We start from the raw sequence: 23,476 nt of genomic DNA, 5'->3' as shown, positions 1-23,476 counted from the left end.
GCACCACTGCTCGCCGGGCCGCTTGTGAACTCGGTGCGCACAACGGCTGGGAGGCGCTGCCGGCTGCGGGGTCCCCGCGTAGTCCATCGACCGCCCAGCGGTACGGTGTGCGGCATTCGATCGCCTGTTCCGCGATCACTGACCAACAAGGGGGTCCCATGAAACACCGCCGCCCGCGCCACCGCCGAAGAGTGATCGCCAGAGCCGTCGGTACGGCGGGTGCGCTGGCCGTCGCCCTGGGCGCCGGGATGACGCCGGCCATGGCCGCCGGGAAGACGCCCGGCACGCCCTCGGCCACCGGGTACTCGCCCGACCAGCCCGATCCGAAGGCACCCTGGGCGCCCGAGAACGACGAGGCGTCGCTGGACCACAAGCCCCTACACCCTGAGGCCCTCACGGGCGGCCGCACGGACACGTCGACTCTCCAGCTCGACATGCCCGCACCGACCGGGCCGCACAGCGTGGGCATGGTCGGCCTGCACCTCGTCGACAAGTCGCGTACGGATCCGTACGTCCCCGGCAGCACCCCTCGCGAGTTGATGGTGTCGCTCTGGTACCCGGCCACCGCCACCTCCGGGCACTATCAGGCGCCGTGGATGCCGTCGATCTCCGGCGCCCACTTCCTCGCCTCGCGCGGGCTGTCGCCGCAGCAGGTGAGCCTGCCGAGGACCGCGGGCCACGTCCTCGCCCCTGTGAACGCCAAGCTCGGCAAGCTGCCCGTCCTGCTGTACTCGACGGGACTGCACTCGGACCGCGCGATGGGCACCGCGCTCGCCCAGGACCTCGCCAGCCGCGGCTACCTCGTCGTCACCGTCGACCACACCCACGACGCCAACGAGGTGCAGTTCCCGCACAACCGGCTCGAGGTCAACACGATGCCGGCGGGCGCGCACTCCTCCGACACGCTCAAGGTGCGCGCGGCCGACATCCGGTTCGTCATCAACCAGCTCGGCACGATCAGCAAGGGCGGCAACCCGGACCCCGGCCACCCCACGCTCCCCACCGGGCTGTCGAAGGCCGTGGACATGTCCCGCATCGGGATGTTCGGCTGGTCGCTGGGCGGCGCGGCGGTCGACACCTCCATGCAGCTCGACCACCGTATCGCCGCGGGCGCCGACCTCGACGGCCAGTTCTTCGGTACGGCGCCGAGCAAGGACCTGGACCGCCCCTTCATGCTCTTCAGTTCCGGCACCCACAACCGCAACAACGACGGGTCGTGGCGCACGCTCTGGTCGCACCTCAAGGGATACCGGGTCGACATCCAGCTCCATGGCGCGGCGCACCTGTCGTTCAGCGACAACGAGTGGATGGTGCCGCAGGAGGCGGGCCTGCTCGGGCTCTCCCAGGCCCAGCTCCAGCAGATGTTCGGCACGATCGACCCGGAACGCGCGATCGCCATCCAGCGCGTCTACCTCGCGGCCTTCTTCGACAAGGAGCTGCGCCACCAGCACAGCACCCAGCTGGATGGGCCCGACAAGAACTACCCGGAGATCTCCTTCGTCCGCTGACCGGACATCCGAAGGGCGGGTCCTGTTCGCGGTCCGCCCTTCGGTGTTTCAGGGGCTCCGCTTGCTCGGCCGCCGTCCAGTGGGCCGCTCGCACATCGTCGTACCGCTGCTGGTGGTCGCCGCCCGGACCGTGACCGGCTCTAGCCCCCTTTAGCCCCTGTCGGCCGGGACCTCAGGGGCCGAGCACGACCGCCCGGACCTCGCGCTCCAACACGGCGAGCGCCTTGGCGTGGCCCCCCGCGGCGTCGTAGTCGAAAGTGAAGGTCACCACCCGGACCTGGTCGGCCAGCGGCTGGACCAGATCCCACTGCCGTATCCGCCGGGCGGGGCGGTTCGGCAGGGGTGCCTCGGTGTCCGTGCTGCGCAGGGTGCAGCCGTTGTCCAAGGCCGCACCGGGGGTGCCGGGCGGGGCCGGGTCCGCGTCGGCGATCCTGGCCCGCACGGACAACCGTCCGATGCCCGGGGCGTCCGCGGTCGTAGCGCCGTCGGCGGCCAGCACCGCCCAGTGCGCCGGCACCCGGAAGCGCGCCAGGCCCCGCAGGTGTGAGACCTCCTGCAGTTCCTGCTCGGGTTCCGCAACCTCCAGGGCCGCCGCGCACAAAGACCGCACCCGCTGCAGTCCGGCCTCGTGCCCCGGCAGCACACGGGCGACCGCCTCGTACACGGCGACGGCCTCCTCGCCCAGGCGGCGCACTTCGGTCAGGGCCTGCTCGCCGTGAGCCTCGGCCAGCAGGCCGCACAGGCGGGCCTTGGCATCGGCCGCCTCCAGGGCCGTCTCGTGGACGGGCACGCCGTCGTCCGGCGGGCCGTGCAGGAAGCCCCCGGCGGACCGGAGCGCGACGGACGCGGCAGCCTCCTCGGGGCCGACACCGGGGATCAAGGACTCGTAGGCCTCGGCGGCGCCGCGGGCGGCCAGGATGCCGTCGGCGACGGCGCCGTTCATGGCCTGGATCATCGCCTGGTTGTAGAGGATCGAGGCGAGCACCCGCACATGCTGTGTGTCGTCGGGCTCCATCTGCCGCAATCGCCGGACCGCGGCCTCCGCTGCGCGGCTGCTCTCCAGCGCCTGCCGGGGCCGCCGGCCCCGCATGTGCTGGATGGCGGCCATGCTCTCCTGCTCCGCCGTTCTGCGCAGTCGTCTGGAGCTCAGTGACACACAACACCCCCCGGGCCATGCGGACGCGGACGGCGTCGCGCTGGATCACCAATTGTGCAGTCCGCGCGGACATCAGAGCCAGAGGTCCTCGGTAGCTCAGTCGGGGAACTGCAGGAATGCCGTGACCCGGAGCAGGGGGTGTCCGGGCGGGTTTCCTCGTACCGATCCAGGACCTTCTGGTAGCGGCCGCCCTCGAAGTCCTCACGGGCCAGCTCGTCGTTGTCCAGGCCGGAGGCAAGAGCCACAAGGGACCTTCTGCTCGGCAGTAGAGGCGCCGCACGGCCCCTGTACGGACGGGCGGCTGGCGGCAGCATGCCCGTGCCGGGCCGGGCCGGGGAGCGGCCGGCCGGAGCTGGTCCGTCGTGCGGGACGACACCCACTGCCCTCACCCACCGCGTCCCGCCCGCCGGGACGCGCGGGGCACGTCGGTCAGCGCTTGCCGGTCGGGCGGTGGCGGCGCGGGAGCTGCGATGCGCGGCCGCGCCTGCGACCGGAAGCAGCCTGGGTGTCGGTGGGCCTCCGGAACCACGGCCCCTCTGTTCAAGTCAGTCAGATCCGGGACCGAGATGGAGCGCAGCCAACCGCGGCAGATTTCGGCGCATCTGTTGAGCATCGCCGAGGTCGAACGGCTCGCCCATGTCCTCGTTGCCCTCCTCCTCGATCGACGCACGAGAGCCGACGTAGACCTCCCATGCCTCCCAGAAGGCGTCCGAGTCACCGGTCAGTCGCTCATATGCCCTTGACGCTACGAAGTTGAAGTCTTCGTCGAAGATGACGTCCTGGTCCCCAGCAGCTGCTGCCGTACGTACAGCAGGATGCTCGGCAAGGGCGTCTGGGCAGGCAGCTGCCCGTTCGTACCACTCACGTCCGAGCGCCACCAGATCCGCCGTGAAGTCGCTGAACCGGTCATCGGAGCAGCCCCACGTCCGTGGAGGCTGCCGCTGGCGACCGTGTGTTGCTGGTCGCCGCAAACTGGAGGACCAACCTGACACGGCAACTGGCGCCGTTGTTCGGTGTGTCGAAGTCCGCGGCCGGTCGCATCATTGAGCGTTCTCAGCGTTGACGCTCCAGGGTGAGGATGGCGGCGGTGATTGACGACAAGCGGTTGGGGCTGCAACGGGCTCGGCGGAAGATGCGCCAGGACTTCAGCCTCGCGACGCTTCGTTCGACGGGCGCTCGCGCTGCTGACAGGGCGCGGTTGATCGTCCGCTGGGTCTGGATGGGGTCCTGGTGCGGGAGCATGCTGTGGAGTGCGGTCGCCCGTGCGCCGCCCGACTTTACCCACCCTTTACCACGCCCCCACGCTGCGGGCAAAGGAACACCGCGTCGAGGACGACGGCAACGGGCAGCTCGTCGTCGACTTCACGGCGAGCGGGACCATCGGCGGGTGGCTGTCACCCCTCGGGCGCCAGGCGGGGTAGGTGAGGGCCAGGCTCGAGCCCTTCGCATGGTGGACCAGCATCCAGTCCTCGCAGAAGTACACGTGTGACGCAGGCGAGATGGAGGGCCCGGAAGAGGGCTCAGACCAGAACCCCAGTGCCGGTGGGCGTCCCGTCGTCCGCGTACAGCTTGAGCAGGAGTGGTTCCGCACGGCCCAGTTCTCTCATCACGTCTTCCAATCGCTCCATCGGCTCGAAGTCCAGCTGCCCGCGCTGGTCGGCGCGGACGAAGACGGTTGTACGCAAGGTGCTGTCCAGGGTGCGGGTCAGCCTTCGCGCGCGCGTCAGCAGATCGAACGCGTCCGGTCCGTCCAGAGTCCTGCGGGCGATGCCCTCGAACAACCGGCTCACCTGGTCTCCCGCGTTGCGGAGCAGATCGCGGCTGCGGGTGTCCATAAGTCGTTCCTGCAGCCATCCGTCGATCTCGTGGAGGTCATGTCCGACCTGCTCGAAGAGCCTCAACAGTGCCCGTGCCTGCGGGTTGTCCGCCGACGGAACGCACTCGCGGTCGTCGAACCGAGCCGACCGGAGGGCCACCAGGAGTTCCGTTCGGCTGCGTGCGACATCGAGTCGGGAGGCCACGACGTCCGCGACGTCGTCGTGCGCCGAACGCAGAAGTGCGTCGAGCCGGGTGTCGCTGTCGTCAGTCGCCATCGCGATCCCTTTCTTTCAGGCCGAGTTCCGCCTTCAGCCGGGCCCGCGCACGGCTGCGGTTGGTCTTCACCGACGCGACCGTGCAGCCGAGGGCCGCGGCGATCTCCGCCACGGTGAACTCCTCGGGGTCCCAGGCCATGACCTCGCGCTGGGCCCGAGGTAACCGGGCGATGGCCTCGCGCACACGACGCTCCATGTCCCGGAACTCCACCTGTTCCACGGACCGGTCGGAGTCAAGCGAGTCGACCTCGTCGGACGAGATCTGCTGCCTGCCTCGACGGCGGTACCGGACGTGGATGCGCATGCACACGGTTCTCAGCCAGGCCCTCTTGTGGGCGATCGCGTCCCACTGCGGCAAGGCCGCGATGAATGCCTCCTGTACGATGTCGGCGGCCTCCTCGTAGGGAGATCCCAGCTTCATCACATGCGCGATGAGGCGCCCCAGATTCTCTTCGTAGAAATGGGTGAAGTCGGCACTCTGGGCCGTCTCGAGCACCATGGCCTTCGACCGTCCGGTCTGGCCGACCGCGCGCCTTGGGCCCGTGCCGGGAGGGGTCGTTCCCACGCTTCGTTCTTTCTCCAGGTCAGTCATGGCTCCCCTCACCCGTCCCGCCGATTTCGATCCGAAGCTCGTTCTCAGAGCGTCGTTCGATCAGCACGCTGCCCGGGGGCAACTGGCGGACGCGTTCGGTGACACCTCGCTGGTAGAGCTGCGCCAGACGGACCCGGGTCCGGCCGACGATCCACCGTTTGGCGAGCTGCCCGGTCAGTACCAGCGCCGTCGAAGCCAATGCCATCACGGTCTCCGGCATTCCGGTCCCCTCCGTCGGAGTTCCACGCGACGCCGCCAGGAGCATCGCCCACACCAACTAGTGCTCAGAGGGTGCGCGGAGGTGACAACGCGCAGGTCAGAGGCCGTGGATATGAGAGTCCGGGGGGTCTGGGCCTGGTCCTCGCCCCCATCCCCCGGCCCGCCCGGCCCGAAGCCCCGGCACGCCCTGATCGGGACCGCTTCCAGGACGCGCTGGACGATCTCGACGCCGGCCAGGTGCGCAGACGCGCGATACTCGTCCCTTGACCCACTGAGGGGCGCAGCCATGAAAAAGCTGATTGCTCTCGGCACTCCATCGCGGTACAGCCCCTCACGCACGCTCCGCTACCCGTCCTCGGGTGGGGGAACAGAGCGCGGCGCCTGTGGTCCGGCCGAGGAGTCCGGGTCGGCGGGGCGGTCCCTGTCGGCGCCGCCCGCCGGGGACCGCCCTCGCCCCGGAGACTGGCACCGGCTGCTCAGACGGCGTTCAGTCCTCCGTCCACCACTAGGCTCTGCCCGGTGATGTAGGAGGCACGGTCGGAGAGCAGGAAGGTGACGGCTTCGGCCACCTCCCAGGCGGTGCCCTGGCGTCCGAGCGGTATGCGGGTGAACGAGGCGGTACGCGAGGCGCGTCGGGCCGATGCCTCACGGCCCATCGGTGTGTCGATCAAGCCCGGGACGACCAGGTTGGCACGGACGCCGCGCGGCGCTCCCTCCTTGGCCACATGCCGGGTGAGACCGAAGAGGCCTGCCTTGGAACTGTCGTAGGCGGGCGAGTTGGTGGCGGCGCGCAGGCCGGCCACGGAACCGACGAAGACGATCGAGCCCCCGTCTGCGATCGCGGGCAGTGCGTACTTGGCGGCGAGGAACGGGGCACCCAGATTGAGCGCGAGCACGCGTTCCCACTGCTGCGGTGAGGTGTCCGCCAGGCCCGCACCGAGGCCGATGCCGACGTTGACCACCAAGGCGTCGAGCGCCCCGAGTTCGCTGAGGGCCTCGGCGACCACGGCCGAGGACTGGCCCGGGTCCGATGCGTCTCCGACCACGGCGACGCCACGGCCGCCCTCCTCGCCGACCAGTGCGGCGGTGGCCGCCGCGGCGCGGGGCGAGACGTCGGCACAGGCCACGGAGGCTCCTTCGCGGGCGGCGAGCACGGCCACCGCCCGCCCGTTGCCCACCGGGGCCCCCGGATCGTCGCTGGGGCGGGTGCCCGCGCCGACGACAAGGACGTTTCGGCCGGTCAGGAGGCCGTTCGGCCGGGTGGTGGGGTGCTGGGGCTCAGACATCGCCGTATGCTCCTTCCGCCGTGTCCCGGCCAGCTTCGGTGGGACCGGGCAGGGTTTCCGTTGCGTAGCCGGGCTCGAGCGGGGTGCCGACGGAGTTCAGGAAGAAGGCGACCATGTGGTACTGGCCGACAAGCATGGTGATTTCGATCAGCTGTGCCTCGTCGTGGTCCGTGGCGAGTGCGAACCAGGTGGCAGCGGACAGGCGTGCGTCCCGGTGCAGCTCGTCGGCGGCACGCAGCAGACAGGCGTCGGTCGGCGCCCACCCCTGGGCGTCCGGGCCCGCGCCCACCCGCCGGACCTCCTCGCCGGTGATTCCGGCAGCCCTGGCCAGAGGTACATGCCGCCCCCACTCGTAACCGGCCCGGGTGTTGTACGCGGTACGCAGGATCAGCAGTTCCCGGGTCCGGTCCGGAAGCCGGCCGCCGCGCAGCAGGTGGGTGCCGAACGGCAGGAAGTGCCGGAACAGACCGTTGTGGCGCACCAAGGTGGTGAAGACGTTGGCGAGGCGGCCGTCGGCATCCCGGGGGATCGGGGCGAGCAGTTCCCGGGTGGTCGCGTCCCAGCAGTCCTCTGGCAGCGGCGCCAGGCGCGGGCCGGTGTCGGCGGCAGCGGGGCGGGGCCGCACGGGGTGATCGTCGGGCATGGAGGTCTCCGCACTGTTCGTCGGGGTGCATCGTTGCCATGGAGGCGGTCAGAGCACGGGTGATCGGCGCCGCGTTGGGTGCGCCTGTGCACTGCTTCCGCCGCAGTGCCACTGTGCTGTCGGAGACGGGTGCCTGTCGCCGGCTCGCCGGCCAAGGGAGGAGGTCGGCATATTGTTCCGTTGCACAACGGCGGGTTTCTGGAAGGGCGGAGGTGAGGTCCATGCCCGGACAGTCGGGTACGGCAGCGCCCCTCGAACGGGTCATCGCCGCGATGGCCGCGCAGCAGAGGCACCTGGGTGGGCGGTTGCACGCGGACTTGACGGATCACATCCCGTCCTACAGGGCGGTGCCGCAGGAACTGCTGGACGAGATCTGGCACCGGCACTTCCAGCGGGCTCTGACCGTGCTGCGAGAGGGGACGGTGCCTCCACCCGAAGACTTCGGTGAAGCAGAAGTCGCCCGCGACCGGGTCGCCCAGGGTGTGTCGCTCAGCGACGGGCTCCGCGCCTTCCGCCGGGCGCTGAGCGCGATACGGGATCTGTTCATCGCGGAGGCGACCGAACGCGGTCTCGACCCCGGTCTCGTCATCGACCGCACCACCTGCCTGTGGGAGCTCGCGGATGTCGCGAGCCTGCAGATCGCCGCGGTCCACCGGCAGGCGGAGGTCGCCGCCGCCCTGTTCGACGCCCGCCGCCGCGCCGACTTCCTGCGCGGAGTGCTCTACGGGACGCTGAGCGCGGTGGAGATCCACAGCGGCGCTGCGATCTACGGTCTGGACCTGTCGCGGCCGTACCGGGCCGTCAGAGCCGTACCGGACGGCGACGCGGCTTCGGACGCGCTGTCGCGCTCCCTCGAGTCCCACTGCCGCCGCAGCGGTCGAAGGGCGCTGCTCACGGTGCTGGACGAAGCAGTCGCCGGAGTCGTCGAGGGGAAGCCTGAGACCGGTGACCTGGCGGTGACGGCGGGGCTCGGCCCGCCGACGGACCTGGCCGCGGCGCACCGCTCCTTCCGTGTCGCCGGCAGGATGCTGGAGGCCGCCCGTGCCTACGGTCTGCGCGGTGTGTACGACCTGAGCGACCTGTCCTGGCGGGCGGCGGTCGTCGCCGAACCGGAACTCGCCGATCTGCTGCGCGACCGCTACCTGCGCCCCCTGGAGGCGCAAGGAGAGTTCGGTACGCTGATCGAGGAGTCGGTGCGGGCGTACCTGGAGCAGGGCCGACAGGTCCGCGAAGTCGCCCGCAGCGCACACGTCCACGTCAACACCGTCCGCTACCGGCTGCGCCGATTCGAGGAGCTGACCGGCACGAGCCTGGACGCTCCGGACACCGTGGTGGAGCTCAGCTGGGCCCTGGCGGCACGGCAGCTGGGCACGACACCGGCACGAGGTCCCGCATGACCGGGCCAGCACGCCCGCGGCAATCCCTCAGGGCCGCCGCCACCTGCGACGGGCGGCACAGCGGGCCCCCGCCCGGTTAGTTCGGCTCCCCTGGCCTCAGCGGGTCGGCGCGCGGGGAACGCCATGCCGCCGTCCGCACGCCGGCACGGAACTCACGTCCCTCCACAACAGATCAGCCACCCTGCCATGCCTGCCCGGCTCGCCGACCCAACTCCCCTTGACCAAAGAGACAGGGGCACCCCCCGGGCGGATTGCGGGCGGGGTCGGCCTGGATGGTCACGGCTCAGGCCCAGGTAGCCGTCGTCGAGCAGCACTTCCACCAGGTCGAAGTGCTGGAAGCAGCCGGTGATGCCAGCGGCGCGAACTGCGGTCGCATCGTGCATCCGCCCTGGCCGCAGGCCGTCGGCCCACAGGGTGCGACCCTGATGGTCAGCGATGACAGTGGCTTTCATCGTGTTCTGCTTCTTCTTGCCCGACACGAATGCCCGCCTGCCACCCGGGCCGGCGGCCGGCCGTCGCACCTGCACCTCGGTGGCGTCCAACCTCAACTCGACACCCGCGGCCTGGGCGTAGGCGAACACGTCCTGCAGCGTTCGAAGCCGCAGGCCAAGCCTGTCGGGAACAGCAAAACCCCGCTCCGCCAGCAGTCGGCGTATCTCACCGACGGCCCGGGTGACAGTCGACCGATCAACGTTTAACAGCACACCCAAGACCACGTGAGGCAGGTCGTGCCGCAGGTGAATCAGCGTGACGACCAACCGGTCCACGAACACCAGTCGATAGCGGGCACCGGCACCCTGCGCGCGTCTCCTCACACCGCCTCGTTGCTGGAAACGCCGCCCCTCCACCGCGGCTGCCCACAGACGGGCCAACTCCTCAACCAGCGACGCAAGATGAGCCATCGAGACGCCCGTGAACAACGGATGCGCCAACACCGCCCGATCGACCGTGCTCCTCACCACGAAAGCATGCCCACCCGCTATCACGCACCAACTCGTTGATCCCTGTTGCCTCGGGCCTGGCGGTCCAGGAACTCAATCAGCCGTGTTTCCGAATGTGCAAGCCTCTCCCGTCGTTCGCCAGGAAGCGAAGCGAGGGCGTCGACCAGGATCCGCTTTCGCGGGACGTGCACCATATAGCCGGAGTAGATCCGGCAACTGGAACACCAGGCGAGCCCGACGCACCGCTCGAACATGGACGACTCGGGAGGATAGAAGCGGTACTGGTACGAGCGGACGGGCGTTCCGCAGGCGGCACAGATCCGACAGTCCCCGTCGGAGACCGTGCCCCAGGTCCCGACCTTGCGCCAGTGCTGCCGCCCGGCCGGTGCTCTTCAAGTCGTCATGCCCAGCATTCTCTCCCACAGCAAGTCGCCCAGCACAGCCGTCCCGGCGAAGGGGGGCCGGAGCAGACCGGAAGCCGGAGCCACTTCAAGCCGGAACAATCGCCGCACGGTCCCGCCGGTGGGCACTTGCCCCGTCTCCTCGCGGCCCGCCGGCCGCGTCGAGCCGGCTGTCCGTGGTCTACTCCCGGTCATGCCGTTGTTGCTGCTGGACCTCGACAACACCCTTGTCGACCGGGATGCGGCCTTCCGCGCCGCCGTCGCCGACTTTCTTGCCGAGCACGACCTGCCCAAATCCGACCTCACATGGGTGATGGCGCTCGACGCAAGCGGCTACACCGCGCGTTGCGAACTCGCCGCAGCCCTCACCGACCGATACGGCGGCGTTGTGCCCACCGCCGTCATCCGCGCCCTGCTCGACAACGGCGCCTCTGACCGCGTGGTCCTGGCTCACTCGGCCCGCGAGGCGCTAGGACGAGCGACGGCGCACGGCTGGACCTGCGCCATCGTCACGAACGGGCGCACCACCCAGCAGGAAGCGAAGATCCGCAAGACCGGACTCGACCAACTCGTCCACGGCTGGGTCGTCTCCGAAGCAGTCGGTCACAAGAAGCCAGAACCGGAGATCTTCCAAGCGGCAGCCGAGGCCGTCAGTGTCCCCCTCCCGGGCTCGTGGGTCATCGGCGATTCGCCCCACGCCGACATCGCGGGCGCCCACGCGCTCGGTCTTCGAAGCGTGTGGGTGACGGACGGACGTGCCTGGACCCAGGACTCCTATCAGCCCACCCACATCGCTAAGGACGTCGCCTCTGCGATCAACCACACCATCCAGACGCCGGGATAGGCGCCGCCAACTCGTCACGTCCCGAGACCTGCTGCAGAAGCGCTGCCAGCACCGCCGTTGCGGTGCTCCGGCGCGATCCGTCCGCCGATCTGCCGCACCGCCGGCGACCTTGCGTCACCGCCCAGCCGCCATCCCTCAAACCCCTCCCCCAGACGTCATGCCCTCTCTCGTCAATCAACTCGAGCTGTTGCGGGATGGGGGGGCGACGTCCGTCGGTTACAGCGGTCCTGTCTCGGGTCGGTTGCGTGCCGCCTTCAACGCCCTCGCACACGGGCGTCGCCGGTACTCGGAGTGCGTGTCCAAGCCGCAGGCGCGCTCCTGGTCGCCAGGCCCGCACGCGGCCTGAGCAGGTCGCCGGCTGAGCCGGCAGCTGGAGGGTCCATGCGGTTCAGGCGGGCTGAGCCTGCCATTGATCGAACGTCCACGCCGGGTGACAGGTGCTCGAGTATGCCAGGTGTCTGTCCCACTCGACGGCTGTGAGTGCCTGCGCGGGCCTGAGGGTGATGTGGCCGGTCGCATCGATGTCGAATCCCCAGGAGAAGCCGGCCACCGGCAGGACGTGCCAAGGCGTAGGGGGACGGCGCATCTTCGAACAGAACGAGCGGGTCCATGTCGAAGTCCGCACCGCCGGACGCGTTGTCCGTGGACTGAACCAGCTGGACCCAGCCGAACAGGGCTCGATACCCCCTGCCCGGATAGTCCACGACAGCCGTGCAGCACGGAAACCGCACGACTCGGGGTGCTTGCCGACCGTCAGCGGCTCATCAACCTGCTCGAGAGACACCGCCACAGTGCCGGTCTCACCGTCGCGGGTGAAGGCAATGATCACAGCATCACCCTGCCGATGGCGCATCATCGGCCACAAGAGCCAAAGGGACGCGCGTGTCACCGGGATGCCCGGGGCCTTTCGTCGGGCGGGCCGACCGGCTCCCGGGTTGGCCGTCTCCAGCGGCGCCGGTTGACCGCGTCGATCGCCGCCGCGCTGTGCTCGCCAGAGGCTCAGGGCTTGCCAGGCCAGCCCCGAGCCGCGAAGGTGATCACCTCAAGAAGGGGCGATCACCCAGGTGGTTATGCGATGACCTTCGATCTCTACGCATGAGCCGACGCCGGTCACGGTCGAGCGGGCACTGTTTGTCTGCCAGAGCCTGGCAGACGGCGATGACAGTGTCGTTCGGCCGGACCCTCGGAATCTCGCTCTCATGGATGATCCGTCGCTGGCGGAAGGGGAGATGATCCACTCCGCGCGATGGGCTCGCCTGAAAAGCGGGAGGTCGCTGCGGCCGCTCGCGCACTGATCACGCGAGCGGTGACAGCCCCTTGCTCTCAAGGTGAGCGAGCAGCGAATCAAGACATGCGTCCGCTGTCCCCAGGTCGGCGCGGAAGAACGAGTCTTCGCCCAGCGGCCCACCACTGACGATGACCATCCAGGCCTTCCTATGCTGGAGGGCGCGCTCGCCGTCCACCTTGAATACGGACGTGACTCCGCGCTCGGCCAGCCACTCCATCAGCTCGAGCATGTCCATTTGCACCTCTTCGGGCAGGTGCTGTACAGCAGCGAAGTACAGCAACCGCTACAACCGCGGCGGACCATCATGGACCGCGCCTGGCAGATCATCCAGCGCAGTGAGCTTCAACGACCATCGCGCCCATAGTTCGCATCGAGGTGCAACGAACGACACCCCCGGCTCGGACCGTCCCTGCCGTGCGGGGGGTTCGCTTTCCGCCTAGGCAGCGGAGACCGTGACTGGACAGAGTTCTACTTCAGTGCGACCCCGTCCCCCGCTGCCGTCGCCGAGCTGGTCGTGCCTGTTCCCGCGAAGTGCCAGCGCCAGGTGCCGGAGGCGTTCGCCGTGGTCGTCGTCTTCAGCTTGCCCGCGCTGTCGGTGGTCACCGTCTTGACGGTGGTGTACGTCGAGGCACCGGACTTCTTGAACTGGAGGGCGACTTTCTGGGCCGCGAAGCCGGTGTAGGTGTTGGTGTTCCAGTCGGCGCGAGTCAGGGCGCCGGTCACTGTCAGCGTTTTGCCCTTGGCGACCGGTTCGGGCGTTGCCTGGGTCGTGGTCAGTTTGGCGTAGCGCTTGATCTTCGTCGTGGCGCTGCTGTCGAGCGTGTAGTAGTCGCCGTCGTTGCCACGGGCCTCCAGGTCGAGGTGCCAGGTGCCGGCCGAGCTGTTGCGGAGGTCGGCGTAGTCGGTGCGGTCGGACTCCAGGCTGTACGACCAGGTGCACTTCATGGTCGTCCGTGTGGGGCGCGTGCACGTGGCTGCCTTCGTCGGGTACTGGATGCGGTTGTCGGAGCTCACCAGCTTGAGGCCGACCATGCCCCAGATGCCGGAGTCGTCGTTGGCGGTGGCGGTGACGGTCAGCGTCTGGGGCTCGCTGATGCCGACGTTGACGGTGCTCTTGCTGAAGGTCACCGAGGTGAAGGCGATGTCGCCGTTGTGTTCGTCCGCCTGGGCGGTGGGCGAGAGGACTGCGAGCAGCGCCAGGCCGCCGACGGTGGCGGCCGTGGCCGTGCGAATGTGCATGGTTCTCCAGGGACTGCAGGAACGGGAGCCGGACTCTTGGAGTCCGGGTGTGCAGATGACCGTCACCATGAAGGATTGGTTGTACGTACACCTCAAGTTGTTATGGGCGCGTTCCCTGCGCAGCCGAAGGAGCGGCAGGCCAGGTACGACGGGAGCCGCTCAATGTGCATCGCTACCCTGCCGGGACAGGCTTGAGTGCCCGCTCTTACACTCCGCACACCTGTTGTTCATCCCACCGCCATGGATCAAGACGGTGGCCTGCCCTGTGAGGGTCTTCATGCGCAAGCTTGCCGTCGGCATCCTGCTGCCGTGTGCGGTGGCACTCTCGGCTCTGACCGCTCCGGCCGCCGAGGCCGTGACCGGGAACGGAGATTTGAAGATCACGAAGGTGTCGATCAACGGTGGCAAGCCCGTCGTGGTCGGCACCACGACGGAGAAGACCTTCGTCTTGGCGATCACCGCCACGGACAGCTCCGGGATCAACGCGGCCTACTCCGACGTCTGGAGCAGGGCCACCGCCACCGGCTTCGGTTACCACGACAACCTGGGCTGCAAGGCCGTCGACGCCACCACCGCCACCTGCTCGATGAGGTACGTCATGGACCCGGGCTACTACGGGAGGGGGCTGGAGAATGCGCAGGCGGGGGCCTGGCAGACGTACCTGGAGGTCAGCTCCAAGGACCACGACCTCGCGACGCGGAACAACCAGGACCAGTTCTTCGTCAAGCGGTACGCCAAGCTCACGACCGACGCCTCGCCCGAACCGGTACGCAGGGGCGCGACCCTGACCGTGACGGGCAAACTCAGCCGGGCCAACTGGGACGACAACCTGTACCACGGTTACTCCACCCAGTCGGTGAAGCTGCAGTTCCGCAAGGCAGGTACCAGCACCTACACCACGGTCAAGACCGTCACCACCAGCAGCACCGGCACCCTGAGGACCACCGTTACCGCTGCCTCAGACGGCTACTGGCGCTACGCCTTCGCGGGCACCACCACGACAGCGTCCGCCAACGCCGCCGGCGACTACGTCGACACCAAGTAGTCAGCGGACGTCGGCACCGGCCGCGGTCGGCGCCAGCCGGGATTCGGTGCGTCGAGACGGCGATCCGCGCCCCGCTCAGAGCGCTGATCGCCGACTCCGTCCGCCCGTACCACTCCGAGGCCGATGGGACATCCCTCCTGCTGTGCGCCGAGTGCAACTCGCTGTGGTCGCCCGACGAAGCAGTCGTGGTAGCTCGGGCACATTTCCTCGACCGCTGTGCCTGGCTGCGCTGGCGCACATCGTCGCTTCTGCTGATCTGAGGCCAGTTGGCTCCGCAGAGGATCCTCTCCATGGCCTGGCGGGCGCTGCCGATCGCTTTGTCGAACTCCCCGTCGTGCAGCAGCCGATGACGAACGGGACGGCCAGCGGCGCGTAGCTGGCGTGGGTGGTCAGGTGCAGGGTTCCTCGGGTGTCGTCTTCCCTGGCGATGTCCAGGGCTCTGGAAGCCAGCTCCAGGCAGTGTTCCGCGTGAGGCAGGAGCCGCTGTCCTGCGGGCGTCAACGAAACGCCCCGGTTCGACCGGTGCAGCAGCGGCCGACCGACGAGCCGTTCCAGCCGGCTCAGCCGCTCGCTGATGGACGGCTGGGTGAGCCGCAGCTCACGTGCTGCGGCGGACAGAGAGCCAACGGAAGCCGCAGTGACGAAGACGCGCAGGTCCGCGAGTTCCAGAGCCATAGGCGCACCCTATAGCCAACTGCTCACCACAGCGGGATTCCGCTTCGGCCGCCCCGTCCATAGCGTGGCCCTACAGATCTTCACCGGACTCGAGGAGCCCTCCCGCATGAACAAAGCGACCATCGAAGTCGCACCTGCGACCGCAGGCGATCTGCCCAGCATCGTCGACATCCAGAACCACACGGCCGCGACCTCCCACGCACGGTTCGCCACGAGGCCCTTCAGCGCCGAAGAAAGGTGCGACTGGTTCGAGCAATTCGCAGCGTCGGGCCCGTACCGGATACTCGTCGCCCGCCGGGGCGAGCAAGTTCTCGGCTACGCCTGCAGCCAGCGCTACCGGGATCAGGAGGCGTTCCGGGAAACAGTGGAGGTGAGCATCGGGCTCCACGATGGCAGCAAGGGGCAGGGAATCGGAACCTCCCTGTACCGTCAACTGTTCGATCTCCTGGACGACGAACCCGTGCACACCGTCCTCGCCGGCATCGCCATACCCAACAACGCATCGGTTGCTCTGCACCGGAAATTCGGATTCGTCGAGATCGGGGTCTTCCACGAATACGCCCTGAAAAACGGCCAGTACATCAGCTCCCTGTGGATGGAACGCCTGCAGCCCCACGCCCCTTCCGACCGGGTCACCGCGTCCAGAGTCGCTGGCCGGTAAGCACACACCGAAACCCGCCCGGCCCACACCAGCACCTGCCACTGAGGAGCGGCCCCCGGCGCCCAGTGCAGGGCGCCGGCCGCGGTCTCCTGCTCCAGTATGTGCTCGGGAGTGTCGCCGCGTGCCTCGGACATGGAGACCACACCTCCAGGAGCGGCTCCAGCGCTGCCTGAACGATGACACCCGGAACGACAACGGCTACGTCATCGGGCAGGCCACGGAACGTGATCGACACTCACAACCTGCTGAACCACCTCGGGCTGCCCGTCCTCTCTGCACGCAACACCGCCCATGATCGAAGCAGTCACCAGCCTCCCGCCCATCCTGGTCGCTGACCTCTTCGATATGCACCCCAACGCGGCCCAGAGGGGGGCGAACTATGCCAAAGACGACTGAAGTACGTACCTCGCAGTCCGCATGGCCACCAGATAGAGGACTGCTTGCTGCATTCTGCAGTCAGGGGTTCCTCAGGGTCGATCTCAGGGGCAGTCCGGAGGTGGGGAGGCGGCATGCGACCCTAACCTCGCGCTTTCACGGAGCGAGCTGTCCGGCTGATGATCAAAAAGCAGAAAGTGCCTCTGACCAGCGAGAATGAGGATTGCTGAGGTCCTTGTTCCCGCCACCGCCGGAGGCACTTCCCAGGTGAAGAAGCGTATCGGGTCCTACCCGCGTGTCCGCATCGAGGGCCGCGGTCGCGGAGTGGTTTCGCAGACCGGGGCGGTGCTGCTGGTCGAGACGGTCCGCAAGACCGGTCTGGATGCGGCGATATCGGCGGCACTTGAGCCATGGCGCAAGCCGCGGGCGGTGCACGATCTGGGCAAGATTCTGCTGGATGTCGCGCTCGCCGTCGCGCTGGGCGGGGACTGCCTCGCGGATGTGGCCCTGCTGCGGGCCGAGCCGGCCGTGTTCGGGCCGGTGGCCTCTGACCCCACGGTCTCCCGGCTGATCAGCAAGCCGGCGTCGGGCGGACATCGGGTCCTGGCCGCGCTCCGCACCGCCCGAGCCGAAGTACGCGAACACGTATGGCGGTTGGCCGGTGACGCGGCACCGGACGCGAGCGGGCAGGTGATCGTGGACATCGACGGGGTCCTGGTCCTGGCGCACTCCGAGAAGCAGGACGCCACCGCGACCTGGAAGAAGACGTTCGGGCACCACCCGCTGATGGGGATCGTCGACCACGGCCGTGACGGGTCCGGCGAGCCGGTCGTGGGCTTGCTGCGGCCGGGCAACGCGGGCTCCAACACCGCCGCCGACCACATCGAAGCCACCAAGCTGGCCCTGGCCCAGCTGCCGAAGCGGCTGCGGCGCGGCCGGCAGACGCTGATCCGCACCGACTCCGGCGGCGGCACCCACGAGTTCGTCGCCTGGCTCACCCGGCGCGGACGGTGGCTGTCGTACTCGGTCGGCATGACCATCACCGACGCCATCCACCAGGCCGTCCTGAAGGTCCCGGCATCGGCCTGGACACCGGCCCTCGAGCCCGACGGCGAGATCCGCGACGGCGCCTGGGTGGCCGAACTCGACGGCGACTGCCTCAAGGGCTGGCCCAGGGAGAGGCGGCTGATCGTACGAAAGGAACGGCCGCACCCCGGCGCCCAGTTGCGCTTCACCGACGCCAACGGCATGCGCCTGACCTGCTTCGCCACCAACACCCAGCACACCCCGATCGCCGAGCTGAGCTGCGGCACCGCCAGCGGGCCCGCGCCGAGGACCGCATCCGCGCCGCCCACTCCCCGGCCTGCGCAACCTACCCCTGCACGACGCCGCACAGAACCAGGTCTAGCTGGAGATCATCCAGATCGCCCTCGACCTGCTGGCCTGGATGCCCCTGCTCGTGGTCAGCGAGCTGGTCACCAACGCCCGCAAATACGCACCCGGCCCCTGCCTGCTCACCCTGGAGATCAACAACGGCGCCGTCGAAGTGACCGTCTGGGACAGCAACCCCACCCCGCCGCAGCTCCTCGCCCCCGACCCGACCCGCATCGGCCAGCACGGACTGGAGATCGTGATGGCCGTCAGCCAGAGCTTCGCCGTGCACCGCGAACCGGTGGGCAAGCGGATCACCACAAAAATCGTGCTGGCCGACGACCCCGGCGGACACGCCGCCGGCCGCCGCCTGTGACGACGTGAAACCGGCAAAGAGGGGTAGCCATCCGAAGCCGACCGGGGAAGGGCCGTGACGCCTGGGGCGGCCGAACGGTCCTTCCCTGCCGGCGCAACCGGGCGACCCGCAGCCTGCCGCGCCGCGGGCACGCACCGGTGCCCCGCGGCCCCCGGCCGTGCGACGGCTGGTGCCCGGTTCTAGGCTGCGGGGCATGAGCGAGATCAAAAACCCGACGCCCAGCGAGGCCTTCGAGCTGCTGATGGCCGGCAACCAGCGCTTCGTCGCCGGCACCCCCGAGCACCCCAACCAGGACGCCGCCCGCCGCGCCGAGATCGCCCCGTCCCAGCAGCCCTTCGCCGTGCTGTTCGGGTGTTCCGACTCCCGGCTGGCCGCCGAGATCATCTTCGACCGCGGCCTGGGCGACCTGTTCGTGGTCCGCACCGCCGGCCACGTCACGGGCCCGGAAGTGCTGGGCAGCATCGAGTTCGGCGTTCAGGTGCTGGGCTGCCCGCTGGTGATCGTGCTCGGTCACGACTCCTGCGGCGCGGTCGGCGCTGCGAGCGCCGCGCTGCAGGACGGGCAGACGCCGGGCGGCTTCGTCCGCGATGTCGTCGAGCGGGTCACCCCCAGCGTGCTGGCGGCGCGGGCCGCCGGACACGTGGAGCCGCAGGAGGTCCTCGCCGAGCACATCCGGCACACCGTCGACCTGCTGCTGGACCGCTCCCGGATCCTCGCCGAGAAGGTCGCCGCCGGCCAGACCGCCGTGGTCGGCCTGCGCTACCGCCTCGCCGACGGCACTGCCCAGCTCGTCGCCTCCCGCGGCCTCGAGGTCACGCCCGCCTCCTGATCACCTGGTCCCTGCTGTCACCCCCGCGGCCCCGTCACCGTCCCGCACTGCCGCCTTCTCGTGGGCGTACAGGCCCGGGTCCAGCCGGTGCCGGCCAGGCGCGGAAGGATCAGGCTGCACCCCGGCGGCACTCAGACAGCGATCAGCGGTCCCGGGACGACTCGTCCCGGGACCGCTGCCATGCGCGCCACTTCCAAGTACCCACCCGGGGCAGGCATCTCCGCATATCGGCGCTGCCGGGATAGGCTCAACGGCATCTGATCATATGCCGGGCGAGACGGTTGGCAGGGCGTGGTGAACGATCTTCCCTCGGTCGAGACGACCGCGTCGGGCCCATGCCTGGTGGCGAAGGTGCGCGGCGTCATGGACTACGTTTCGCGGTCCCACCTGCGTGAGCAGCTGCAGCACGTGATCGCTCCCGCCCAGCGGCCCGTCGTGCTGGACCTGGAAGAAGTGTCGTTCTGCGACTCGGCAGGACTGAACGTGCTGCTGGAGGCCCGCCGTGACGCCGAAAGGGCCGCAGTGGCGCTGGTCCTGGCCTGCGTACCGGTCACGCTGCAACGAGTCCTTCACATGACCGGAGCCGACCAGATCCTCAAGGTCTTCGCCACCGTCACCGACGCCGAAGCCGCCCTGACCGGCTGACCGGCCCCGGTCAGTCCACCACCAGGTGCTCGCCGACGGCGACGGCCGGAGAATTCGCCGCTGACGCTGTGCCCGTCGACGACCGGCCCGACCGTGGCTCGAGGGTGGCTGGAGTGGACGGCAGCCGGGCTGGAGGGGCTGTGCTGCAAGCGGCTGGACGGGCCCTACCTCGGGGGCACTCGGCTGTGGCGGAAGTACAAGGTACGGGTCACTACCGAGGCCATCGTCGGTGCCGTTACCGGCTCCATCGCGGCACCCCGAACGGTGCTGCCGGGCCGCTATGAAACGCCGCAGGCCGTCTGCAGTACACCGGGCGCAGCACCACGCTGTCCCAGGCCGCCGGCCGCGCCCTGGCCAGCGAGCTGGCCCCGCCGAGGGGTGCGCATCCGTGGGAGGGGTGGACGTTCGCACGCCTTGTGATGGTCGGGGCGCAGCATGCCGAGCAGCACCCAGCCGTGCTGGGCCGCCTCCTCGTGGTCGCGCAGGGCCCGCAGCGCCTCGAGGAGGTTCTTCCTGCTGGGCATACCGCTCTCCCCCGGCTCTGACTGCTGGACGCTGACGAGCCGACAGTAGGAGCCCGTCCGGCAGGTTCGGGACCGAATCCGGGAAAGATCGCCCGCGTTGACGTCGCGGCCCCGGCGCCCGGCGCGGGGCAGAAGGACCGGGGCGCGGACCGGAGGTCAGCGGGCCCGGATCACGGTGACAGGCACGTCCGGGCAGTTGCTGAGGACTTCAGCGAGCGCGGCCTGTTCGCCGGCATCGACGCTCAGGTCCCAGCGGGTCTTGTCGGCCACCCAGTCGGTGACATAGGTGCAGCGGTATCCGGTGGCCGGCGGCAGACAGGTGGAGGGGTCCTGGTCTGCCTTCGAGCGGTTCGAGGCGGCGGAGACCGCGATCAGCGCCCGGTCGTCTCCCAGGCCGTTGGCATAGGCCTCGCGCTCAGGGCCCATGCTCGACGGCCCGCAACAGCTGGTCCTGCACTGCCAGCCGGTCCTCCAGCGGCCGGCGCTGGGCCGACAGGGCGTCCAGCACTCCGACCACGTGGGGCCGCCACCCGGTCACCACCGTGTAGCGCCAGCCGCAGACGGCAGCCGCCTCTTCGTCACCTGCGCCACCTGCAAAAAGTCCAGCACGAGCAGCAGCCGCTGTTCCTCCAGCGACTCGAACCCGTGATGACGCCCCGTGGACACCATGAACTGCAGCCCCGGACGGTGACGCTGACGAGCCCTTCAGGTGAAACGCCGAACCGGCTGCGGCCCCAGCACCGGAACCGCTGCCAGATCACGCACCGGCCAGACCACGTCACCGCCGGCGAACCGCCATATGGACGACCACCGACTCGGCCAGCCTTCGCCCAGCACGAGCCTTTCGCGTACGGCGTCAGCGATCGAGTACGGGGCGATCAGCTGATCCAGCCCGCACCTGTCCGATGGCACCACGGCCCGCTTAGCCACCCCACCAGCACAGCATCACGAGAAGACGCCCAGGAGGCACTTCACCGACATGCTCGCAACCCGCAGCCGACCAGTCAGATCCACGCGCCTTCGATGCCAAGGATTGACCGAAGGTGACCACTGGTGCCGGGTGCAGCCCAGCCCCGGCAGGCTGCGCAGTTCCCCGATCAGATACAGGCGGGCCACGGCCATGGAGACATCGGTGTGGCCCGCCATGCCGTCTGCTGATCGCGGCCGTTTCAGGCTTGGTTTCCGGGCTGGAGCCTCAGCTGTTGGCCAGGGTGCGGTCCAGAAGGGAGAGCAGGCGATCCCAGTGGCGCTTCAGCCCGGAGGCGCTGAAAGCGTCGGTGTCGGACATGGTGAAGCCGTGGATGGTGCCGGGGTAGATCTCGGAGGTGTAGCCGACACCTGCCGCATCCAGGGCCCGGTTGAGCTCGCCGAGAGCCTCAGGCGTCACGTCGCCTTCGGCGTGGCCGAGGTGGACCTGGGCAGTGAGCTTGGAGAAGAGATTGGCCCCATCGACGCCCACGGGGCCGTGGAACGCGGCGACGGCCGCTACCTGGTCGGGGTGGGCCGCGGCGGTGCGCATCGCGTAGAGGCCGCCTATGCAGTAGCCGGTCACCGCGACCGGCCCGGCGCCGACCTCGGGCTGAGTGGTGAGGAACCTGAGGTAGGCGTCGGCGTCGCTCAGGACACGTTCGGCGGTGTGCGCCTCGATCAGGGGCATCAGCTGGGCGAAGACCGCGGGCCGGACCTCTTCTCCGATGTACTCGGGAAGCTCGACCAGCGGTGCCGGGCCATGCCGGTAGAAGGAGTTGGGAACGAGCACGTAGTAGCCGTGCCCGGCCAGTTCGCGGGCCATCTCCCGCAGAACGGGCCGGATGCCGAAGCCGTCCGCGTACATCAGCACCCCTGGGTGCCGCTCACCGTGGTCGGGGAAGGCAGCGAACGCGTCGGCCTGGCCGTCCGCAGTGGGAATCCGCAGAGACTTGATGGGCATGAATCCTCCTGTCGTGGTTGATGTGCAGAGCCTGTGATCAACACGACGAAGGCGGAGCCCGCGCAACAGCGCAAGAGCCTCGATCAAACAACGGGCCCAAACCGGCCCGTACGGCGCTCAGAAGAGCACCGGGTCACCGATCCGTGTGTGGCGCAAGGCCGTCCCGGTATTCATAGCCGCACAGCGTAGCCCACCGGATATGAGCCGACGGACGCCGTCGTGGCCAAGTAGCACTGCGAGTGGCCAACTATCGCTGCGAGTCACATGCCGGTGGGCAGCCTACCTTCTAGAATCAAACATGTGAACGATCTGCCGCCCGACCTGCCGCATCTCCTCACCTTGGAGACCTGACTGGTGCTGTCCCTCGACCGGGTCCGGCAGCAGATTGCGGCGGCTGAACAGCATCAGGCGGAACAGCAGCGCAGTGAGCGGGCGCGGCCGCCCGTGCCCGACTGGCTGCTGGAGCTCGGCCTCAACCAGGACGCGGCCGCCGTGTACGTCCACGTCGGCGGCTGCTGGAACGCCGGTGGACGCAGCAAAGGTGTCGACCGGTCGACCGCGCTGCGGGCGCTGACCGAGGGCGTCGCGGCCTGCCCGCACTGCCGGCCGGACACCGAGCTGGGCGTCCTCGACTAGGTTGTTTCGTTCGGATCATCGTGCGTACGTGCGCGTTCTCTGCTACCGGGGCGGAGACTGACTGCACTACCCCCGGCCAATAGGGTTGGCCTGGTCTCTCCACTGGGAGTGCGAAATGCTGGCTCTTGTTGGCAGAGCTGGAGGTGGGGATGTTCAAGCAGTGGCGCTGGCGCTGGCGCGGTCGGTTACGGACGATCAGCTTCTCGTTCTTCGGGCAGAGCGCCAGCGTGGAGTTCAGCCAGAGTGAGCGCGAGCGGGCAAGATCGATCCTGCTCCGCTTGGAGGACCACCGGGTACTCCATGCGCCTTATGACCTCGAAGAGGAAAATGGGTCCTGGGGGTCCATCGAGGCGCTGCGTACCTATCTGAACGAGCAGGTCGAGCGGTGCGAGTCCGAGGAACTGCGGGAGCAAGTGCGCGCGATGCGCGCCGCTGTGAGGCAGTGGCTGACCGATGTGGAGTCAGCACGCAGGTTGACCGATAGAACATTCCCGGATGTCCCGCCCAACGGTCGGGATCCGATTCGGTGGGCCAGGGATCGGGATCGGGTCCAATGGGCGTATGGGCTTCAGGCGCTGGGTATGCTGCGCGGCCGGGTTGGAGTTGCTATCGCTGAGATCGGCCGGAAGTTCGACATCCCGATCGACGGTGACCTCGCCCACGTCACGCCGCCTGACGTGGATGATTCGGAGCGGGGAGCCAGGCTGTCGCCGTTGTACTTCGACGAGGCGTAGCTGTGCTAGGGAGAGCGAGCTGGGCCAGGCCCCGCTTGACCGCTGCCCCTTGCGCCATCCTCTGTCTG

24 protein-coding genes and 3 pseudogenes are annotated in these 23,476 nt (G+C 69.0%); 12 read left to right on the top strand and 15 right to left on the bottom strand.

Annotated features, from left to right (window positions below; all coding sequences use genetic code 11):
• The first annotated feature begins 158 nt into the window (after positions 1-158).
• Positions 159-1,508 carry an alpha/beta hydrolase family protein gene (locus OG956_RS38085; RefSeq protein ID WP_330342553.1) on the top strand — a complete coding sequence of 450 codons (1,350 nt, stop codon included), beginning with the start codon at positions 159-161 and terminating at the stop codon, positions 1,506-1,508.
• A 172-nt stretch (positions 1,509-1,680) separates the two neighbouring features.
• Here the strand turns inward: OG956_RS38085 and OG956_RS38080 are convergent, their stop codons facing one another.
• Positions 1,681-2,616 (bottom strand): hypothetical protein, encoded by a 936-nt coding sequence (locus OG956_RS38080; protein WP_330342552.1) that lies wholly within the window; start codon positions 2,614-2,616, stop codon positions 1,681-1,683.
• 593 nt (positions 2,617-3,209) lie between these two features.
• Positions 3,210-3,542 (bottom strand): DUF4240 domain-containing protein, encoded by a 333-nt coding sequence (locus tag OG956_RS38075; RefSeq protein WP_330342551.1) that lies wholly within the window; start codon positions 3,540-3,542, stop codon positions 3,210-3,212.
• A gap of 42 nt (positions 3,543-3,584) precedes the next feature.
• Here OG956_RS38075 and OG956_RS38070 point away from each other — a divergent pair.
• Positions 3,585-3,712 (top strand): annotated as a pseudogene (locus OG956_RS38070) (helix-turn-helix domain-containing protein); the annotation flags it as partial.
• A 5-nt stretch (positions 3,713-3,717) separates the two neighbouring features.
• Here OG956_RS38070 and OG956_RS38065 read toward each other — a convergent pair.
• The 6 genes and pseudogenes from OG956_RS38065 to OG956_RS38040 all read right to left on the bottom strand — a co-directional run.
• Positions 3,718-3,873, bottom strand: a pseudogene (locus tag OG956_RS38065) (IS5/IS1182 family transposase); the annotation flags it as partial.
• A 311-nt stretch (positions 3,874-4,184) separates the two neighbouring features.
• Entirely contained in the window at positions 4,185-4,757 is a 573-nt protein-coding gene (locus OG956_RS38060) for a hypothetical protein (protein WP_330342550.1), read from the bottom strand.
• Complete coding sequence (locus OG956_RS38055; RefSeq protein WP_330342549.1) at positions 4,747-5,349, bottom strand: RNA polymerase sigma factor; 603 nt, start codon at positions 5,347-5,349, stop codon at positions 4,747-4,749. The genes OG956_RS38060 and OG956_RS38055 overlap by 11 nt, the downstream gene beginning before the upstream one ends.
• Complete coding sequence (locus OG956_RS38050; protein WP_330342548.1) at positions 5,342-5,569, bottom strand: hypothetical protein; 228 nt, start codon at positions 5,567-5,569, stop codon at positions 5,342-5,344. Before OG956_RS38050 ends, OG956_RS38055 begins: the two co-directional genes overlap by 8 nt.
• A 475-nt stretch (positions 5,570-6,044) precedes the next feature.
• A complete protein-coding gene (locus OG956_RS38045; RefSeq protein WP_330342547.1) occupies positions 6,045-6,854 on the bottom strand; it encodes an SDR family NAD(P)-dependent oxidoreductase in 810 nt (269 codons plus the stop codon).
• Entirely contained in the window at positions 6,847-7,497 is a 651-nt protein-coding gene (locus OG956_RS38040; RefSeq protein ID WP_330342546.1) for a carboxymuconolactone decarboxylase family protein, read from the bottom strand. The genes OG956_RS38045 and OG956_RS38040 overlap by 8 nt, the downstream gene beginning before the upstream one ends.
• A gap of 221 nt (positions 7,498-7,718) precedes the next feature.
• Here OG956_RS38040 and OG956_RS38035 point away from each other — a divergent pair, with 221 nt between their 5' ends.
• Positions 7,719-8,894, top strand: coding sequence for a PucR family transcriptional regulator (locus tag OG956_RS38035; protein ID WP_330342545.1), 1,176 nt, complete (start codon positions 7,719-7,721; stop codon positions 8,892-8,894).
• Between the two features lie 152 nt (positions 8,895-9,046).
• Here OG956_RS38035 and OG956_RS38030 read toward each other — a convergent pair whose 3' ends face one another.
• A complete protein-coding gene (locus OG956_RS38030; RefSeq protein WP_443065711.1) occupies positions 9,047-9,796 on the bottom strand; it encodes a transposase family protein in 750 nt (249 codons plus the stop codon).
• Positions 9,797-10,429: 633 nt separating this feature from the next.
• Between OG956_RS38030 and OG956_RS38025 the strand changes: the two genes are divergently transcribed.
• Positions 10,430-11,080 (top strand): HAD family hydrolase, encoded by a 651-nt coding sequence (locus tag OG956_RS38025; RefSeq protein WP_330342543.1) that lies wholly within the window; start codon positions 10,430-10,432, stop codon positions 11,078-11,080.
• A 1,295-nt stretch (positions 11,081-12,375) separates the two neighbouring features.
• On the opposite strand, the gene OG956_RS38020 is transcribed toward OG956_RS38025, so the two are convergent.
• Positions 12,376-12,603, bottom strand: a complete 228-nt coding sequence (locus OG956_RS38020) for a hypothetical protein (RefSeq protein ID WP_330342542.1) — start codon at positions 12,601-12,603, stop codon at positions 12,376-12,378.
• 233 nt (positions 12,604-12,836) lie between these two features.
• Positions 12,837-13,607: a calcium-binding protein gene (locus OG956_RS38015; protein ID WP_330342541.1), complete on the bottom strand. Its 771-nt coding sequence runs from the start codon at positions 13,605-13,607 to the stop codon at positions 12,837-12,839.
• 277 nt (positions 13,608-13,884) lie between these two features.
• Between OG956_RS38015 and OG956_RS38010 the strand changes: the two genes are divergently transcribed.
• Entirely contained in the window at positions 13,885-14,652 is a 768-nt protein-coding gene (locus OG956_RS38010; RefSeq protein ID WP_330342540.1) for a calcium-binding protein, read from the top strand.
• Between the two features lie 75 nt (positions 14,653-14,727).
• Here OG956_RS38010 and OG956_RS40375 read toward each other — a convergent pair whose 3' ends face one another.
• Entirely contained in the window at positions 14,728-15,327 is a 600-nt protein-coding gene (locus tag OG956_RS40375; protein WP_443065653.1) for a LysR family transcriptional regulator, read from the bottom strand.
• A 106-nt stretch (positions 15,328-15,433) separates the two neighbouring features.
• On the opposite strand from OG956_RS40375, the gene OG956_RS38005 reads away from it, so the two are divergent.
• The 5 genes and pseudogenes from OG956_RS38005 (at position 15,434) to OG956_RS37985 (ending at position 19,584) form a co-directional block, all read left to right on the top strand.
• Positions 15,434-15,988 carry a GNAT family N-acetyltransferase gene (locus OG956_RS38005; RefSeq protein WP_330342539.1) on the top strand — a complete coding sequence of 185 codons (555 nt, stop codon included), beginning with the start codon at positions 15,434-15,436 and terminating at the stop codon, positions 15,986-15,988.
• 642 nt (positions 15,989-16,630) lie between these two features.
• A pseudogene (locus tag OG956_RS38000) lies at positions 16,631-17,864 on the top strand (IS1380 family transposase); the annotation flags it as partial.
• Positions 17,865-17,873: 9 nt separating this feature from the next.
• Positions 17,874-18,110 (top strand): ATP-binding protein, encoded by a 237-nt coding sequence (locus OG956_RS37995; RefSeq protein ID WP_443065710.1) that lies wholly within the window; start codon positions 17,874-17,876, stop codon positions 18,108-18,110.
• Between the two features lie 193 nt (positions 18,111-18,303).
• Positions 18,304-18,939 carry a carbonic anhydrase gene (locus OG956_RS37990; protein ID WP_330342538.1) on the top strand — a complete coding sequence of 212 codons (636 nt, stop codon included), beginning with the start codon at positions 18,304-18,306 and terminating at the stop codon, positions 18,937-18,939.
• A gap of 291 nt (positions 18,940-19,230) precedes the next feature.
• Positions 19,231-19,584, top strand: a complete 354-nt coding sequence (locus OG956_RS37985; RefSeq protein ID WP_330342537.1) for an STAS domain-containing protein — start codon at positions 19,231-19,233, stop codon at positions 19,582-19,584.
• 278 nt (positions 19,585-19,862) lie between these two features.
• Here the strand turns inward: OG956_RS37985 and OG956_RS37980 are convergent, their stop codons facing one another.
• The 3 genes from OG956_RS37980 to OG956_RS37970 form a co-directional block, all read right to left on the bottom strand.
• Positions 19,863-20,108: a hypothetical protein gene (locus OG956_RS37980; protein WP_330342536.1), complete on the bottom strand. Its 246-nt coding sequence runs from the start codon at positions 20,106-20,108 to the stop codon at positions 19,863-19,865.
• A 156-nt stretch (positions 20,109-20,264) separates the two neighbouring features.
• Complete coding sequence (locus OG956_RS37975) at positions 20,265-20,534, bottom strand: hypothetical protein (RefSeq protein ID WP_443065652.1); 270 nt, start codon at positions 20,532-20,534, stop codon at positions 20,265-20,267.
• A 769-nt stretch (positions 20,535-21,303) separates the two neighbouring features.
• Positions 21,304-22,038 (bottom strand): dienelactone hydrolase family protein, encoded by a 735-nt coding sequence (locus OG956_RS37970; RefSeq protein ID WP_330342535.1) that lies wholly within the window; start codon positions 22,036-22,038, stop codon positions 21,304-21,306.
• A 354-nt stretch (positions 22,039-22,392) separates the two neighbouring features.
• On the opposite strand from OG956_RS37970, the gene OG956_RS37965 reads away from it, so the two are divergent.
• Both OG956_RS37965 and OG956_RS37960 read left to right on the top strand, forming a co-directional pair.
• Positions 22,393-22,674: a DUF6233 domain-containing protein gene (locus tag OG956_RS37965; RefSeq protein ID WP_330342534.1), complete on the top strand. Its 282-nt coding sequence runs from the start codon at positions 22,393-22,395 to the stop codon at positions 22,672-22,674.
• A 128-nt stretch (positions 22,675-22,802) separates the two neighbouring features.
• Positions 22,803-23,408 (top strand): hypothetical protein, encoded by a 606-nt coding sequence (locus tag OG956_RS37960; protein WP_330342533.1) that lies wholly within the window; start codon positions 22,803-22,805, stop codon positions 23,406-23,408.
• The last annotated feature ends 68 nt before the right edge of the window (positions 23,409-23,476 follow it).

Source organism: Streptomyces sp. NBC_00557 (assembly GCF_036345995.1).
In the GTDB taxonomy this organism is placed as follows: domain Bacteria; phylum Actinomycetota; class Actinomycetes; order Streptomycetales; family Streptomycetaceae; genus Streptomyces.
This window is presented reverse-complemented; position numbering and strand designations above follow the sequence as displayed.

Coding starts and splice junctions, on each gene's coding strand:
- OG956_RS38055 (WP_330342549.1), bottom strand. CDS start 5,349: ATGACTGACCTGGAGAAAGAACGAAGCGTGGGAACGACCCCTCCCGGC.
- OG956_RS38025 (WP_330342543.1), top strand. CDS start 10,430: ATGCCGTTGTTGCTGCTGGACCTCGACAACACCCTTGTCGACCGGGAT.
- OG956_RS38020 (WP_330342542.1), bottom strand. CDS start 12,603: ATGGACATGCTCGAGCTGATGGAGTGGCTGGCCGAGCGCGGAGTCACG.
- OG956_RS38050 (WP_330342548.1), bottom strand. CDS start 5,569: ATGCCGGAGACCGTGATGGCATTGGCTTCGACGGCGCTGGTACTGACC.
- OG956_RS38080 (WP_330342552.1), bottom strand. CDS start 2,616: ATGGCCGCCATCCAGCACATGCGGGGCCGGCGGCCCCGGCAGGCGCTG.
- OG956_RS38015 (WP_330342541.1), bottom strand. CDS start 13,607: ATGCACATTCGCACGGCCACGGCCGCCACCGTCGGCGGCCTGGCGCTG.
- OG956_RS38005 (WP_330342539.1), top strand. CDS start 15,434: ATGAACAAAGCGACCATCGAAGTCGCACCTGCGACCGCAGGCGATCTG.
- OG956_RS38035 (WP_330342545.1), top strand. CDS start 7,719: ATGCCCGGACAGTCGGGTACGGCAGCGCCCCTCGAACGGGTCATCGCC.
- OG956_RS40375 (WP_443065653.1), bottom strand. CDS start 15,327: ATGGCTCTGGAACTCGCGGACCTGCGCGTCTTCGTCACTGCGGCTTCC.
- OG956_RS37970 (WP_330342535.1), bottom strand. CDS start 22,038: ATGCCCATCAAGTCTCTGCGGATTCCCACTGCGGACGGCCAGGCCGAC.
- OG956_RS37980 (WP_330342536.1), bottom strand. CDS start 20,108: ATGCCCAGCAGGAAGAACCTCCTCGAGGCGCTGCGGGCCCTGCGCGAC.
- OG956_RS38085 (WP_330342553.1), top strand. CDS start 159: ATGAAACACCGCCGCCCGCGCCACCGCCGAAGAGTGATCGCCAGAGCC.
- OG956_RS37990 (WP_330342538.1), top strand. CDS start 18,304: ATGAGCGAGATCAAAAACCCGACGCCCAGCGAGGCCTTCGAGCTGCTG.
- OG956_RS38040 (WP_330342546.1), bottom strand. CDS start 7,497: ATGCCCGACGATCACCCCGTGCGGCCCCGCCCCGCTGCCGCCGACACC.
- OG956_RS37975 (WP_443065652.1), bottom strand. CDS start 20,534: ATGGGCCCTGAGCGCGAGGCCTATGCCAACGGCCTGGGAGACGACCGG.
- OG956_RS38060 (WP_330342550.1), bottom strand. CDS start 4,757: ATGGCGACTGACGACAGCGACACCCGGCTCGACGCACTTCTGCGTTCG.
- OG956_RS38030 (WP_443065711.1), bottom strand. CDS start 9,796: ATGGCTCATCTTGCGTCGCTGGTTGAGGAGTTGGCCCGTCTGTGGGCA.
- OG956_RS38010 (WP_330342540.1), top strand. CDS start 13,885: ATGCGCAAGCTTGCCGTCGGCATCCTGCTGCCGTGTGCGGTGGCACTC.
- OG956_RS38045 (WP_330342547.1), bottom strand. CDS start 6,854: ATGTCTGAGCCCCAGCACCCCACCACCCGGCCGAACGGCCTCCTGACC.